A 13,370-nucleotide genomic window follows, 5' to 3' on the forward strand; every position below is an offset into this window, starting at 1 on the left:
ATGAAGAACAAGCTCATACTCACGGCCGCGGCTGGTGCTTTCGCGTTAGTTGCACTGGCCGGATGCTCGAGCTCATCCACCTCGACGGCCGCCGCGCCGGGCGCTGCCTCTACGACGTCGGCTGCCAGTGCCGCGCCGGCGTACGGTGGCGCAGCGGGAGCCTCTGCTGCGGCGTCCGGTGCAACTTCTGCCGGTGCATCCGGAACCGTCGACGCCCAGACCGCGAGCACCTCGCTCGGCACCATCGTCGTGAACGGCGCCGGCATGACCGCCTACTTCTTCGACAAAGACACCAAGGGTGCCAGCACGAGCGCCTGCACCGGCGGCTGCGCCACCGCCTGGCCCGAGATCACCACGAACTCCTCAGCGCCCACCGTCGAAGGCATCACCGGAACGGTCGGCACCATCACCGGCGTCGACGGCAAGCTGCAGATCACCATCAACGGCCTGCCGATCTACACCTACGCGGCAGACACCGCTCCCGGGCAGACCTCGGGCCAGGGCTTCGGCGGCATCTGGCACGTGATCGGCGCCGACGGCTCCGAGATCATGACGCCGGCCGCCGGTTGAGCCCGCGGCGTGCTACTCGCCCTCGCAGAACGTAGGTGAGGGCGAGGAGCACGAACCAGATCGGGGTGCAGGCGAGGGCAGCCTGGGTGGCCGGATACACGCCGAGCAGTACCAGGATGAACGCAAAGAACGCGAGCACCACAATGCACATCACGCGCCCCCCGGGCATCCGGTACCGCGAGACGGCGTGCAGGTCTGGTCTGCGCCGTCGGTACACCAGGTACGAGAGCAAGATCATCGACCAGACGAAAATGAACAGCACCGAAGAGATGGTGGTGATCAGCCGAGGTCAGCACCACAAAGTTGATCACGCCCGCCGCCGCCGAAAGCCCGATGAGTACGAAGAGCGCCACGAAGGGGCTCTGGTCGGGCGCGATCTGGTTCCACGGAGTGACGCAGACGATGACACCGAGGGCGACCACGTAGAAGAACAGAATTCGCACGGGAACCTGATTGATGGCCTTCGGCAGCGTCTTCTCCGGATCCTTCGCCTCGGCCGCCGTGGTACCCACCAGCTCGATACCGACGAACGCGAAGATCGCTATCTGAAAGCCGCCGAAGAAGCCTTCGGCGCCATTCGGAAAGAAACCGCCCTCATCCCACAGATGACTGACTGAGGCCGTGTTTCCGGCCGGCGAGGTGAAGTTCGTCGCGATGAGGTAAATGCCCACGACGATCAGCGCAAGGATGGTCACGACCTTGATGAGCGCGAACCAGAACTCGGCCTCGCCGAAAGCGCGCACCGCGATGAGATTCAGCCCGAGAACCACGACGATGGCGATGCCGATCGGAATCCAGCCGGGCAGGGCGCATCACGAAGAACAGCATGAAGCCGACGATGGCGTAGACCAGCAGAATCGACGGCCCCGCCGCGTGGATGCCGATGCCCGACCCGAGAAAAAGGCCCGTGCCGATGGCGCCACCGATGGCGATGAGCTGAATGTGCCGGTTCGACAGTCCGCGCTCGAGCTTGACCGGCTCGCCGGAGGCCGTGGGGTTCTGGGCGGTGGGGTCGACGGCGCGCTGCGCGGTGCGGCCCACGGCGCCCTGCGCGGTGCGGCCCGCGGCGCCGTGACTCGCGGGATCCTGCGCGCCCGGAGCTTGGCCCTTTGTGCTTGTCATTTCGGCCCTCCCCGCCATCGATGTGCTGCCGAGAGTAGCGCAACCCCCCTCGTTTCGGTACCGCTGGCTTCCGCCACCGGAACCTGTTCTCAGCGCGGAGGTCTCAGCGCGGAGATTCGTCGACCGCAGCGCGGCCCTCGTCGAGCAGATGCTCGGTGTCGGCCCAGAGTCTGGCCTGCCACGCGGTGTCGTTTCCTGGGTGGATCGGAATGAGGCGTTCGGTTTTCTTCACGGTGTAGTAGCCGCCGTTCTGCCCGGCGAAGCAAGGATCGGTGGCGAGCTTCACGATCAGTCCGGCGCCGCGGCGGGGATCACCGATGTGCAGGCGTGTCAGAATTCTCTCGAGCGGCGCGGCGAACCCGAGTTCGCGGCCGAGGCCGGTCACGTTGAACCCGGGGTCGAGCACATTCGCTGTGACGCCGCTGCCTTCGATTCTGCGGGCGAGCTCGAGGGTGAACATGATGTCGAGCAGCTTGCTCTTCCCATAGAGCAGTGAAGAGCCGCGCGCGGTGAACGCGGCGGTGTCGGTGAGGTCGCCGGGAAGGCTCAGAACGCCGTGCCTGCGGGATGCCTCGGAGCCGACGTTCACGATCCGGGATCCCGGTGTCTTGGTGAGAGTCGGGAGCAGTTCGCGAGTGATCAGCCACGGCGCGAGGTAGTTGACGGCAATCATTTCCGGGTAGCCGTCTGCGGTGATTCGCTGTTCGAATGCGTGCACCCCGGCGTTGTTGATGAGAACGTCGATCTGGTCATAGTGTCTGGCAATCTCTTGGCCCACCCGGCGCACGTCGGCAGTGTGTGTGAAGTCGACCAGAAAGACGTCGATCTCGCTGCCGGGCGAGGCCGCCAGGATCTCGGCGCGGGTCTCTTCTGCGCGCTCGGCACTTCGGGCGGTGAGCACGAGGTGCGCTCCCTGTTGAGCGAGTTCGGTTGCGGCGATCCGGCCAAGGCCGCTCGTGGCGCCGGTGATCACGATCGTCGGGACGCGTTCGGAAATAGGCATAGTGCGTGCTTTCCCTTTCGAAATGGGTATCAGTCAGTGACGAAAGGAAGAGCAACGTCATGCTTCGATATAGTGGGGATTTACAAACCATATAGAGATGATGGGTAAATGTCCACTAGTTATCAGGATGCGTTCGACGTGCGTCAGCGTCGACAGGCCGAACTGGCGCTCGGGGTCGAGATCAACGCCTTGCTCAGCGCAGCGCGCGCCTTGACCGAGCGAACTGCCGCCGCATTCCATCCAGGTCTTCGGCCAGCCGCCTTTCACCTCGCCCGATGGCTCTACGCCTACGGCCCCGCCAGTCCGAGCACCCTAGCCGAGGCCGTCGGGATGGATCGAAGTTCCACGAGCAGCCTGGTCGGGCGCATGAAAACTCTCGGGCTCGTCGAGAGCAGCTCCGATCCGGTCGACCGTCGCGCCGTCACGATCTCGCTGACCACTGCCGGCGTCGCCCGCGTCGTCGAAGCAACAGATCTTCGAGGAACGGCCTTCTTCGCGCGAACCAAAGACTGGTCGGTCGACGAATTGCAGGTATTCACGCATCTGCTTCACACCTTCAACACCACACCCGAGTAAGTCCAGCGTTCACTCGCCCGCCAGACCTTCTTCGCCGTCGCACCTGCGATTGTGATGCAGACGCGCAGAGGTGCCCGCCACCACCTGTCTCGTGCTGCGCTTCTGCGCTCGTGAGCCCGATATGGCACGATTGAGGCCGTTATAACGGCCTCAATCGGCTCTAATGGCCTCAAGACGGGCGCAGGGGGCTCCCGCAGGGGGCAGGGGCGGGCGGGCGGGGACGGGGCGGGGCGACGCGAAAGAAGCCCCCGAGACGGCGAGATCTCGAGGGCTTCGTAGCGGGAGCGGGACTTGAACCCGCGACCCCACGATTATGAGCCGTGTGCTCTAACCAACTGAGCTACCCCGCCATGCCTCCATACTCTCACGAGCAGAAGGGACGTGCGCCGCGCCGAGGCCGAAGGCCTCCTCAAAGCCTGAACGGCTTTGCTCGGCCGAAGGCCGATGGAGCTAACGCAGAGCCCCCTGTGGGAATCGGACCCACTACCTCTTCCTTACCAAGGAAGTGCTCTACCAATGAGCTAAGGGGGCGCACACGCACGCCGACAAGCGGCCGCGTTTTGGCACCGTAAGAGAATAGCATCCCGACGGGGCCCGAAAAGACCGGCGGGGGCGCATTAGGGTTTTAGCATGACTACCGAGTACACGCCCGAGCCCTCAGCCGAGCAAGGCCAGCTGGCTGAAACCCTCACGTTCGCCGGAATCGACGCCGAAACCCGGGTGGCGACAGAGACCGCGGGCACCGAATGGTGGCGCTCGGCCGTCATCTACCAGATCTACCCGCGTTCGTTCGCCGACTCCGACGGCGACGGCCTCGGCGACCTTGCGGGCATCACCAGCCGACTGGATGCCCTGCAGCAGCTCGGCGTCGACGCGATCTGGCTCAGCCCGTTCTTCACGTCGCCCCAGCACGACGCGGGATACGACGTGGCCGACTACTGCGACGTCGATCCCCGGTTCGGCACGTTGGCCGACTTCGACTTCTTGCTGGCCAAGAGTCACGCCCTGGGCATCCGGGTCATCGTCGACCTCGTGCCGAACCACACCTCGTGGGATCACGTGTGGTTCAAACAGGCCAAAGCAGCGAAACCAGGCAGCATCGAACGCAACCGGTACATCTTTCGCGACGGCACGGGCCCGAACGGCGACACTCCCCCGAACAACTGGGAATCCGTTTTCGGCGGCCCGGCGTGGACCCGCCTCACCAACGACGACGGCACCCCGGGTCAGTGGTACCTGCACCTGTTCGACTCGAGCCAGCCCGACCTCAACTGGCAGAACGAGTGGGTGCGCGAGCAGTTCCGCGACATTCTGCGGTTCTGGCTCGACCGCGGCGCCGACGGGTTCCGCGTCGACGTTGCCCACGGGCTCGTCAAAGAAGAGGGCTTGCCCGACTACACCCCGCCGGCAGACTCCGGCAGCATGGGCGGCGGCGTGAGCATCGCCGACGCCATCTCCGAGACAGCGGATGCCCCGACCCCGCCCTATTGGGCCCAAGACGGCGTGCACGAGATCTACCGCGACTGGAACAATGTGCTGAGCGAGTACGAGGGCGACCGCGTGCTCTGCGCCGAGGCGTGGGTGGAACCGCTGCACAAGCTCGCCCGCTGGGTACGCGACGACGAGATGCACCAGGCCTTCAACTTCACCTACCTCGAAGCCAAGTGGTCGGCTCCCGAGCTTCGCCTGGTGATCGACGGCTCCATCGCCGCCTTCTCAAGCGTCGGCGCCCCGAGCACCTGGGTGCTCTCGAACCACGACGTCGTGCGGCACGCCACGCGCCTCTCGCTTGGCCCCGGGCATCTGCAGGGCGACGGCATCGGCCCGAAGTCGACCGGCCTGCCGGATCCGGTGGATGGCCTCCGCCGAGCCCGCGCGGCCACTGCCGTGATGCTCGCCCTGCCCGGCAGCGCGTACATCTACCAGGGTGAAGAGCTCGGCCTGCCCGAGTCGATCGACCTGCCCGACGAGGCCCGCCAAGACCCCACCTGGTTCCGCACGAAGGGCGAGCGCTACGGGCGCGACGGATGCCGCGTGCCCATCCCCTGGGAGGCCGGAGCTCCCAGCTACGGCTTCGGCCCCAGCGCCGCGACGTGGCTGCCGCAGCCGGCCGACTGGGATCCCTACGCGCGCGACCAGCAAGACGGCGTCTCCGGCTCGACCCTCGAGCTGTACAAGCTGGCGCTGGCGCTGCGTGCGGAGTCCAACCTCGGCTTCGGCACGCTGACCTGGCTCGACCACCTCGGCTTCGGCCCGGAGGTGATCGCGTTCACCAACGGCGACATCACCGTCATCGCGAACACCGGCCCCATGCCCGTCGAGATTCCCGTCGAGGAATTCGGCGAGCTGCTGCTGGCCAGCGGCCCCGTCGACGAGGCCGTCGTGCCCACCGACACCACCGTCTGGCTGCGCGCCCGCTAGCGTCGGCCGTTCCCCGCCTGACGCCGGCGACGGCTTACGCCTCGGGCGCGGTGTTTTGGCGCATCCGCGGTAGTTCGAACCACCACGCGAGCGCCGAACCACCGCGCGAAAGCCGAACGACAGCGGTGAGCTGGCACGCGGAGAGGCGGGACGGGGGCGCCGCGCGGGGCTAGTCCGTTTCGAGGCCGGCGGAAGTGAAGAGGTCGAAGAGCAGGGGCTCGAGAATCGCGAGCAGGCGCGGGTTCGCCGCCAGCGTGACGGGGCGGTCGGCGCGCAGGTCGCCGAAACCCTTCACGAGGGCTCCGGCCTCGCGGGCGATGAGGGCGCCGGCGGCGTGATCCCAGGGGCTGAGGCCCCGCTCGTAGTAGGCGTCGAGCCGCCCGGCCGCCACGTTGCAGAGGTCGAGGGCGGCTGCGCCGATACGGCGGATGTCGCGCACCTGGCCGATCAATCCTGCGAGTACGAGACCCTGCTTCACGCGAATGTCAGACGAATAAGAGAACCCGGTGCCGACGAGGGCCTGCGAAAGGTCGAGCAACGGATTCACGTGCAGCTGTTGCTGGCCGAGAAAGGCTCCACGAGCATCCGTCGCCGTGAACACCTCGCCCAGAACCGGATTCACGACGCAGCCGGCGAGCGCGCGCCAGGTCTGCGGGTTCGCGTCGCCCTCGACCACGGCGATGCTGATGTTGTAGGCGGGGATTCCGTAGAGGTAGTTCACGGTTCCGTCGATGGGGTCGACCACCCAGGTGAGGCCCGAGGTGCCGGCCGAAGCGGAATCGGTGGACTCTTCGCCGAAAAATCCGTCGTTGGGGCGCGCATCGGCCAGCGAGCTGCGGATGAACAGCTCGACCTCGCGGTCGGCGAACGTCACCACGTCTTCGGGTGACGACTTGCTCGCTGCGACTTCGACGCCCGCCGCGCGTCGCCGGGCGGCCAGCTCGGCGGCCTCGACGGCGATACGCCGGGCGAGCTCGAGCAGCTCGCGGTTCGGGTCGGGCGTACTCGGGTCGGGCGCGCTCGGGCGGGCGGATCGCTCGTCGGTCACCGCCCTCAGACCTCGTTCGTGAGGCTGATGACGGCGTCGCGCCAGGTCAGCGGCGCCCCCTCGGCATCGTGTTTGTGCGCGTGGCCGGTGAGGTGCACGGTATAGGCGCCCTCCGGAAACTCGGCCGCGGCAAAGCTGCCGGCGGCGAGCCGATGGATGCGCCCCAGCTCGTGCCAGTCGACCAAACGATAGCTGCGGACGCCCCAGCGGTCGGCGTGCTCGTTCTCGAGCAGGTACTGGTATTTGCCGTACGTGAAGTAGACCTGTTCGTGGTGGCCTCGGGGCAGGTCATCGATCTCGTCGAGATTCGGTGGCAGGTCGCTCATGTCTGCACTCTACCGGCTCGCCTTCCCGGCGCCGCTCGTGAGAGCGACGTTTTCGGACGAGAGATACCGGCGCAACGCCCACTCTCGTCCGAAACCACCGCTCTCGCCGGCGCGAGCGCAGGGCGTCGCGGGCGAGCGGGGGCGGGCAGCGGGGCGGCGGTCAGCGGGGCAGCGGGCGCAGTGGGTCAGCGGGTGGCGAGGTAGGCGATGAGCACGGCCACGTAGGTGGCCGACGCCGAGAGCAGCAAGACGCGCTCTCGACGGCGGTGCTCGCGGGTGTGCGGGTTGTCGCTCATCGCGATGGCGCGCCTAAGCGGCCCGACTGCGGGCACGGTCCTGCGCGAAACCGGGAAGCGCCTCGGGGCGGAAATCGATGAGGTCACGCAGTGCACCCGCAGGGTTCACGGTTTCGGCCGCCGCTTCTAAGAAGGCATCGGCCAATTCGGCGTCGATCGTGTCGCTGATCGACGGGGCATCCACCAGCGCACCCGTGCGCGCATCGACGTGAACGATCACGATGACGCGCGCGCCGTCGTCGGAGCGCGACGAGTAGGCGAGCCGAAGCAAGTCGCCGTTGTGCGACCCTACGGCGCTGACCGAAATGGCGTCGACGGGGTGACTCGGGGCCAGAGGCGCGTGCACGATTCTGTCGGGCAGGTAGCACTCGAATCCGTTGGCTTCACGGTCGTAGGTCAAAGAGAGTTGGGGCACGTCGAACCTTTCCAAATCGTCATTTGCGACTGCGACGCAGAAGTACTTGTGGTGTACGTAGGTTATTGGGCGGAGCCGCCGGCGTGCATCCCCCCGTTGCAGGGGGACTTCGGCGTCAGCGCGGGCTGAACGGCGGCTGCGAATGACCTCGGATCTCAGCCAATACCCACGAACGAGGGGCGAGGCTCGAAGCATCGAAGAAAGAAGGGCCGCGATGTTCGGGCTGATGTGGATTCTGCTGGCGAGTGCGCTCGTCTGGGTGCTGGCGTCTGTCGTCACGTCGCTCGTAGTCGGCCGCGTGGTCGCGGTTGCCGACGACCGAGACCATCACGACCATCACGGCTTCGAAGGACAAGCCTCGCACCTCGTGCACCGCTGACCGCGCGGCCTCGTGTCGTCGTCGTGGGTTCCGTCGGGCATCCGGAGCCCCTCACACGTGCGCGTTCAACCACTCGATCACGTGCGCGGTGATCTCGTCGCGGTTGATCTCGTTGAAGATCTCGTGCCGCGCTCCCGGATACACCTTCAGCTGCACATCCGACACGCCAGCAGCGGTGTACCGCTGTGCGAGCGCACCCACCAGCGCACCTTCACCCGACAGCGGATCGTCTTGGCCCGAGATCACCAGAATCGGCAGCTCGGAACGCACGCCGGCGAGCGCCTCGGGGTCGGCCAGCCGCACCGCTGCCGTGAACAACTGCGGCACCGTGTCATCGGCGAGATCGAACCCGCTGAGGGGGTCGGCGACGTAGAGGTCGACCTCAGCCTCATCTCTCGTCAGCCACTCGTATCCGGTGCGATTCTCGAAGGCCGCGTTGAATGCGGTCAACTCGACGGGCCCAGTTCCGGCGGCGGCGAGCCCCTGCGCGAGCAGGTCGAGCGCGGTCGAACCCGACAGCACGACGCCCCGATACAGCTCCGAATGGTCGAGAATCACCTCTTGTGCTGCGAACGAGCCCATCGAATGCGCCACGAGAAAGAGCGGCAGTTCCGGATGCTCGGAGCGGATGTTCTCGCTGAACACGACAAGATCGTTCACCAGCGCCGGCCACCCCGCAGCCCCGAAACTGCCGAGGGCGACGTGTCCGTCGACCGAGCCGCCGTGACCGCGGTGATCGCTCGCGTAGACAATGTAGCCGGCGGCGCTCAGCGCCTGAGCCAGTCGGTCGTACCGCAGAGAATGCTCCGCGACCCCGTGGGCGATCTGCACGACTCCGCGAGCCGGCGAGACGGCGCTCTGCCAGGTGTGGGTGGTGATCTCGAGCGAATCGGAGGGAGAGACAAACGACGCTGTTGTGTATTCCATAGGCCAATAGCAGCCCGAATCCGCACCCCTGTCAAGGCGCGACAGACGCCTCATTCCAAGGCAGCCACCCACTTGTCAACAGCCTGATCAGGAGACCGGCGTCCGTGGTGCATGATTGGCGGGTGGCCGTTGCGTAAATAGACGAGTCGCAGCCCGGCGGGACCGGGAGCGGCCAACCGTACATACTCACCGCTACCATCCCCTTTTTCAGCGAGCTCGTTGCCGAATACCGAAAGCTGCTCCGGCAGGTGAAACCGCCCTCACAGCTGAAGCTGCATTGGTACGAGTCCGTCGAGGCGCAACGGCGTAAGTACATCACCCTCATTGCAGGCATGGAGATCATGCACTGGGTGATTGTCCGCGAAGACACTCAAAACGAAGGACCGGAACGTTCACGTCGCGCGTGCATCGAAATGATGATCTACGAGCTGCACCAGATCGAAGTTTTCGAGGCTGTGTTCGAGTCGCGGGGCGCGGCAAATGACAAACGAGACATCGACATGCTGGGCTATTTGCGTGCCACGAAGACGATCACAAAACCATTCCGCATCGACCACGTGCGAGGCATGGACGAACCCCTTCTGTGGTTGCCCGACATTGTCTGCGGCGCGATCTCCGAAGACATGGCAGGAAACCACACGCACCTGGATCGCCTCAGGCAGCACACCGAGGTTCTGAGGAACACGAGCCGCTAAACGCAAAAACCCGGCCCCACAAACAGCAGGAAATCCGGGTTTCACTTTCAGACACCACCTCGATGGGCTGACACTGGCAATTGTGCCACACCCAAACGAGTGAAATCGACATTGACCGACGATTCGCGACAAACCATCACGATGGTGGCAACGTCGTCGCGCCATTACTGTAAGTCGCACTGTTCGCCGTCCCCACCGGGCCACTCCACCCGCCGCAAGCGGCGCGCGGAGCCTCGGGCCGGCGTGGGCCCAGAGGCGGCGGCGAACAGAACCAGCGCGTGGCAAGTGAGGGATTCGAACCCCCGAAGGCTGAGCCGTCTGATTTACAGTCAGATCCCTTTGGCCGCTAGGGTAACTTGCCAAGGCGCACCCGACCACGTTGAACAACACAACCGAAGGCGCTTGACAACAATACTTGCAAGCCCCGCGCTCGCGAAATCGAAGAGGATGCCATGCCAGGAATCGACGCCGTCGCCCGGCTGGCGGGCGTGTCGACGGCCACGGTCTCGCGCGCGCTGAGCGGCAACGGGCACGTGTCGCCGGCCACGCGCATCCGGGTGCAGGAGGCGGCACGGCAGCTCGGCTACGTCGTGTCGTCGCCCGCCTCGAGCCTCGCCAGCGGGCGCACGAAGAACATCGGCGTGGTGGTGCCGTTTCTCAATCGATGGTTCTACTCGTCGGTGCTCGAGGGCGCCGGCGCGGCGCTGCTGCGCAACGGCTACGACCTCACTCTGTACGGCCTGGCGGGCGGGGCGGATGAACGACGCAGCGTCTTCGAACATTTTCTGCTGCGCAAGCGAGTGGATGCCGTACTCGCCCTCACGATAGAACTCACCTCCCGCGAGTTGCAGAGTCTGCTCGACCTGCAGAAGCCGATCGTCGGCATCGGCGGCCCGCTGACGGGTGTTCCGACGCTCAGTATCGACGATGTGGATGTTGCCCGGCGCGCCACCGACCACCTGCTCGGGCTCGGCCATCGCCGCATCGGCATGATCGGCGGCGAGTCGGGGTTCGAGCTCGACTTCCACCTGCCGACGAACCGCAGATCCGGGTACGAGTATGCGCTGCGCCAGGCCGGGGTCGAACCTGACCCGGGGCTGTTTCGGCCCGCGGACTTCACGATCACGGGCGGGTATGCGGCCGCGCGGCTGCTGCTCGAGCATCCGGATGCCCGGCCGACGGCCGTCTTCGCAGCGTCGGACGAAATGGCGCTGGGCTGCATGCTCGCGGCCCGCGATCTAGGGCTGAGCGTGCCGCGCGAGCTCTCGGTGATCGGCATCGACGGGCACGAGTACGCCGAGTTCTTCGGGCTGACCACGATGGCGCAGTACCCCGGGCGGCAGGGCGAGCAGGCCGTGGAGATGCTGATGGATCAGCTGCACCCGGGGCGGCGAGAGGCGGTGCCGGCGAACGTTCCGCTGCCGGTGGAGCTGGTGGTGCGCGGCTCGACCGCGCCGCCACCGGCCTAGCCCGCGGCACCCGCCGCCGCCGGTCTACCCCGCAGACCCCGCAGACCCCGCCGCCGCTGCGGCCGGAACCGGGGCCTCACCGACAGGAGCCGCCGCCGCAAACCGGTTCGCGGCCTGCGACACCTTCACCGCGTAAGCCGGGTCGCTGTTGTACGAGGCGATCGCCTTCTTCCAGCCGGCGTCGGTGCCGAGATCGCCGCCGGCATGGCAGAGATAGTTGGCTGTCGCGAGCGTGGCGTCGTCGATGTTCTGCGGGTCGGCAACCCCGTCACCGCTGGCATCGGTGCCCCAATTGCGCCAGGCCTCGGGAATGAATTGCATCGGCCCGACGGCGCGGTCGGCCGAAGCGTCGCCGTCGATCGCTCCGCCGTCGCTGTCGTCGACCGTGGCGAATCCGTTGCCGTTGCCGGTCAGCGAGGGCCCGTAGATCGGCGGGCTCACAACGCCATCGGCGCCCACTGCGCTGCCGGCGTGCGTGCCGTTTCCCGACTCCACAGCCCCGATGGCGGCGAGGGTGTTCCAGCCGATGTGGCAGCCGGGATTCTCCGCCTGTTTGGCAATGGCGACACCGGCGTAAGCCTGAAGGGCCCGCAGCGAGACGTTCGTGTCGGCGGCGAGCTGCGTGGTCCAGGCGACGTCGGCCTGCCCCGCGAGCCCGGGCAGTGCGCCCGGAGTGGTGCCGGGCTGAGCCACGGCGGGGGCCTGCGTGGGAACAACCACGGTCTGGGCATCCTGAGTCGACGTACCCTTTTCGTTCAGGGCACTGTTCACCACCTGCCCGATGGCGTCGCCGAGCGGTGCCGCCACGAACACCCCGACAACGGCGACAGCCGCCACGACCCCCGCGCTCGCCAGCACGATGCCCCAAACCCGGCGGTGGATGCCCGTTTCTGCCCTGCGCGCCCGCTTGCGTTTGCGCGTGGCTGCCCTGGCGCGTGCGGATGCAGGGCGGGCGTTCATTCGAGCCACCCTATGTGCGCCCGGTGGGAGATTCATGACCGGGCGGCCCCCCTCGTCTGTGACTCGGTTCAGGCTTTCAGTCTCGGTTCCAGTGGTAATGACCGTTCTTGTCGGCGCCGTTTCCGCCGCAGGTGTAGCTTCGGCCGTTGGAGTTCGTATGGGTCACGCCGACGTCGGAGTCGTCGCAGAACCCGCCGGGGTCGATGTCTGCCGAAGCCGGAGCGGGGGCAGCCGGCGCGGCTGGCGCAGCCGGTGCGGCTGGTTCTGCGGGAGCCGCTGGCGCAACCGGCTGAGCGGGTTCGGCCGGCGCCGCCGGGGCCGCAGGAGCGACGGGCTGGGCCGGCGACGGGTCGGACTGAGCCGGAGCCGCAGCAGCCGAGGCCGGCGCCGGCGCCGGAGCAGGCGCGGCGGGAGTAGGCGTCGGCGCCGGTGCCGTCAGGTCGATCTCGACCGTGCTTCCCGGCGCGATCAGTGTGCCGATCGCGGGTTTCTGGGCGACGACGGTCCAGCCCGTCCAGTCGGTCGGGGTGCTTGCACCGACAGCGACCTTGCGCACCACGAAGCCGGCATTCTTCAGCGACGTCTCGGCCTGCGCGGCGGCCTGCCCGACGTAGCCGATCTCGGCGATCTTGCTCGGCGTGGGCGTGGGACTGGGGATCGGGGCCGGCGTCTGACTCGACGACGAATTCGCAGCAGCGAGCGGCACCGTCGGCGGCGCGGGCGGATGCGGCGACACTACGGCGCCCACAATCAGCAGAACGGCGCCGATTCCCACGGTGATCGCTCCGGCCGAGCGCCGGCGCGCCAATCGCAGCCAGCTCGGGCGGCGGGTGGCGAGTGTGTAGATTCCGGTTGCGACAGCGAACAACGCGAGAGCGATGAGCAGGCCGCCGACGCCACCCGACGCGAAGAAGATCACCGCCACGATCAGGGCCACCACCCCCACGATGACGGTCAAGACCGTCGGTCGCCACCCCGCGCTCATCGACGCAGACGCAGGCGCAGGCGCAGCCGCAGCCGCAGGTGCAGGCGCAGCCGCAGGTGCAGGCGAGAAGTCGCTCGTCCATTCCGCGCCGTTCCACCACCGCTGGCGACCTGGCTGCTCGGGATCGGCGTACCAGCCCGCAGGCGGCAGAGAAGCGCTCATGACGCTTCGTTCCTTC

Annotated in this window: 13 protein-coding genes, 3 tRNA genes and 1 pseudogene; 6 read left to right on the forward strand and 11 right to left on the reverse strand. The window is 67.0% G+C overall.

Going from position 1 to position 13,370, the window contains the following annotated elements; all coding sequences use genetic code 11:
* On the forward strand, positions 1–570 hold the full coding sequence (locus LQ955_RS13335) for a COG4315 family predicted lipoprotein (RefSeq protein ID WP_231025000.1): 570 nt from the start codon (positions 1–3) through the stop codon (positions 568–570).
* On the opposite strand, the pseudogene LQ955_RS13340 reads toward LQ955_RS13335, so the two are convergent.
* Together LQ955_RS13340 and LQ955_RS13345 are read right to left on the reverse strand one after the other, a co-directional pair.
* Positions 548–1,611: pseudogene (locus LQ955_RS13340) on the reverse strand (amino acid permease). The gene LQ955_RS13335 and the pseudogene LQ955_RS13340 overlap by 23 nt on opposite strands.
* A gap of 184 nt (positions 1,612–1,795) precedes the next feature.
* Entirely contained in the window at positions 1,796–2,695 is a 900-nt protein-coding gene (locus tag LQ955_RS13345) for an SDR family NAD(P)-dependent oxidoreductase (RefSeq protein ID WP_231025001.1), read from the reverse strand.
* A 108-nt stretch (positions 2,696–2,803) separates the two neighbouring features.
* Here LQ955_RS13345 and LQ955_RS13350 point away from each other — a divergent pair, with 108 nt between their 5' ends.
* The gene (locus LQ955_RS13350) at positions 2,804–3,271 is read left to right on the forward strand and encodes a MarR family winged helix-turn-helix transcriptional regulator (RefSeq protein WP_231025002.1); all 468 of its coding nucleotides are present in this window, start codon (positions 2,804–2,806) and stop codon (positions 3,269–3,271) included.
* A 276-nt stretch (positions 3,272–3,547) separates the two neighbouring features.
* Here LQ955_RS13350 and LQ955_RS13355 read toward each other — a convergent pair.
* A tRNA-Met gene (locus tag LQ955_RS13355) sits at positions 3,548–3,621 on the reverse strand.
* Between the two features lie 109 nt (positions 3,622–3,730).
* Positions 3,731–3,802, reverse strand: a tRNA-Thr gene (locus LQ955_RS13360).
* A 99-nt stretch (positions 3,803–3,901) separates the two neighbouring features.
* On the opposite strand from LQ955_RS13360, the gene LQ955_RS13365 reads away from it, so the two are divergent.
* On the forward strand, positions 3,902–5,692 hold the full coding sequence (locus LQ955_RS13365) for a glycoside hydrolase family 13 protein (RefSeq protein ID WP_231025003.1): 1,791 nt from the start codon (positions 3,902–3,904) through the stop codon (positions 5,690–5,692).
* 169 nt (positions 5,693–5,861) lie between these two features.
* On the opposite strand, the gene LQ955_RS13370 is transcribed toward LQ955_RS13365, so the two are convergent.
* The 3 genes from LQ955_RS13370 to LQ955_RS13380 all read right to left on the reverse strand — a co-directional run bounded on the left by LQ955_RS13370 (position 5,862) and on the right by LQ955_RS13380 (position 7,777).
* A complete protein-coding gene (locus tag LQ955_RS13370; RefSeq protein ID WP_231028145.1) occupies positions 5,862–6,674 on the reverse strand; it encodes an inositol monophosphatase family protein in 813 nt (270 codons plus the stop codon).
* A gap of 71 nt (positions 6,675–6,745) precedes the next feature.
* Positions 6,746–7,066 (reverse strand): hypothetical protein, encoded by a 321-nt coding sequence (locus tag LQ955_RS13375; protein WP_231025004.1) that lies wholly within the window; start codon positions 7,064–7,066, stop codon positions 6,746–6,748.
* A gap of 309 nt (positions 7,067–7,375) precedes the next feature.
* Complete coding sequence (locus LQ955_RS13380) at positions 7,376–7,777, reverse strand: hypothetical protein (protein WP_231025005.1); 402 nt, start codon at positions 7,775–7,777, stop codon at positions 7,376–7,378.
* A 214-nt stretch (positions 7,778–7,991) separates the two neighbouring features.
* Here LQ955_RS13380 and LQ955_RS13385 point away from each other — a divergent pair, with 214 nt between their 5' ends.
* Complete coding sequence (locus LQ955_RS13385) at positions 7,992–8,156, forward strand: hypothetical protein (protein WP_231025006.1); 165 nt, start codon at positions 7,992–7,994, stop codon at positions 8,154–8,156.
* Between the two features lie 51 nt (positions 8,157–8,207).
* Here LQ955_RS13385 and LQ955_RS13390 read toward each other — a convergent pair whose 3' ends face one another.
* Positions 8,208–9,083 carry an alpha/beta fold hydrolase gene (locus LQ955_RS13390; protein WP_231025007.1) on the reverse strand — a complete coding sequence of 292 codons (876 nt, stop codon included), beginning with the start codon at positions 9,081–9,083 and terminating at the stop codon, positions 8,208–8,210.
* Between the two features lie 248 nt (positions 9,084–9,331).
* Between LQ955_RS13390 and LQ955_RS13395 the strand changes: the two genes are divergently transcribed.
* Entirely contained in the window at positions 9,332–9,778 is a 447-nt protein-coding gene (locus tag LQ955_RS13395; protein WP_231025008.1) for a hypothetical protein, read from the forward strand.
* 279 nt (positions 9,779–10,057) lie between these two features.
* On the opposite strand, the gene LQ955_RS13400 is transcribed toward LQ955_RS13395, so the two are convergent.
* Positions 10,058–10,139, reverse strand: a tRNA-Tyr gene (locus LQ955_RS13400).
* Positions 10,140–10,230: 91 nt separating this feature from the next.
* On the opposite strand from LQ955_RS13400, the gene LQ955_RS13405 reads away from it, so the two are divergent.
* Positions 10,231–11,247, forward strand: coding sequence for a LacI family DNA-binding transcriptional regulator (locus tag LQ955_RS13405; RefSeq protein ID WP_231025009.1), 1,017 nt, complete (start codon positions 10,231–10,233; stop codon positions 11,245–11,247).
* Positions 11,248–11,271: 24 nt separating this feature from the next.
* On the opposite strand, the gene LQ955_RS13410 is transcribed toward LQ955_RS13405, so the two are convergent.
* Positions 11,272–12,207, reverse strand: coding sequence for a lytic transglycosylase domain-containing protein (locus tag LQ955_RS13410; protein ID WP_231025010.1), 936 nt, complete (start codon positions 12,205–12,207; stop codon positions 11,272–11,274).
* Positions 12,208–12,283: 76 nt separating this feature from the next.
* The gene (locus LQ955_RS13415; protein ID WP_231025011.1) at positions 12,284–13,354 is read right to left on the reverse strand and encodes a DUF2510 domain-containing protein; all 1,071 of its coding nucleotides are present in this window, start codon (positions 13,352–13,354) and stop codon (positions 12,284–12,286) included.
* Between the last annotated feature and the right edge of the window lie 16 nt (positions 13,355–13,370).

Origin of the sequence: Subtercola endophyticus, from assembly GCF_021044565.1 — a bacterium.
Lineage (GTDB): Bacteria > Actinomycetota > Actinomycetes > Actinomycetales > Microbacteriaceae > Subtercola > Subtercola endophyticus.

Excerpts from the sequence above, each read along its gene's own strand:
- LQ955_RS13335 (WP_231025000.1), top strand. The coding sequence starts at position 1 with ATGAAGAACAAGCTCATACTCACGGCCGCGGCTGGTGCTTTCGCGTTA.
- LQ955_RS13345 (WP_231025001.1), bottom strand. The coding sequence starts at position 2,695 with ATGCCTATTTCCGAACGCGTCCCGACGATCGTGATCACCGGCGCCACG.
- LQ955_RS13350 (WP_231025002.1), top strand. The coding sequence starts at position 2,804 with ATGTCCACTAGTTATCAGGATGCGTTCGACGTGCGTCAGCGTCGACAG.
- LQ955_RS13365 (WP_231025003.1), top strand. The coding sequence starts at position 3,902 with ATGACTACCGAGTACACGCCCGAGCCCTCAGCCGAGCAAGGCCAGCTG.
- LQ955_RS13375 (WP_231025004.1), bottom strand. The coding sequence starts at position 7,066 with ATGAGCGACCTGCCACCGAATCTCGACGAGATCGATGACCTGCCCCGA.
- LQ955_RS13385 (WP_231025006.1), top strand. The coding sequence starts at position 7,992 with ATGTTCGGGCTGATGTGGATTCTGCTGGCGAGTGCGCTCGTCTGGGTG.
- LQ955_RS13390 (WP_231025007.1), bottom strand. The coding sequence starts at position 9,083 with ATGGAATACACAACAGCGTCGTTTGTCTCTCCCTCCGATTCGCTCGAG.
- LQ955_RS13405 (WP_231025009.1), top strand. The coding sequence starts at position 10,231 with ATGCCAGGAATCGACGCCGTCGCCCGGCTGGCGGGCGTGTCGACGGCC.
- LQ955_RS13410 (WP_231025010.1), bottom strand. The coding sequence starts at position 12,207 with ATGAACGCCCGCCCTGCATCCGCACGCGCCAGGGCAGCCACGCGCAAA.
- LQ955_RS13415 (WP_231025011.1), bottom strand. The coding sequence starts at position 13,354 with ATGAGCGCTTCTCTGCCGCCTGCGGGCTGGTACGCCGATCCCGAGCAG.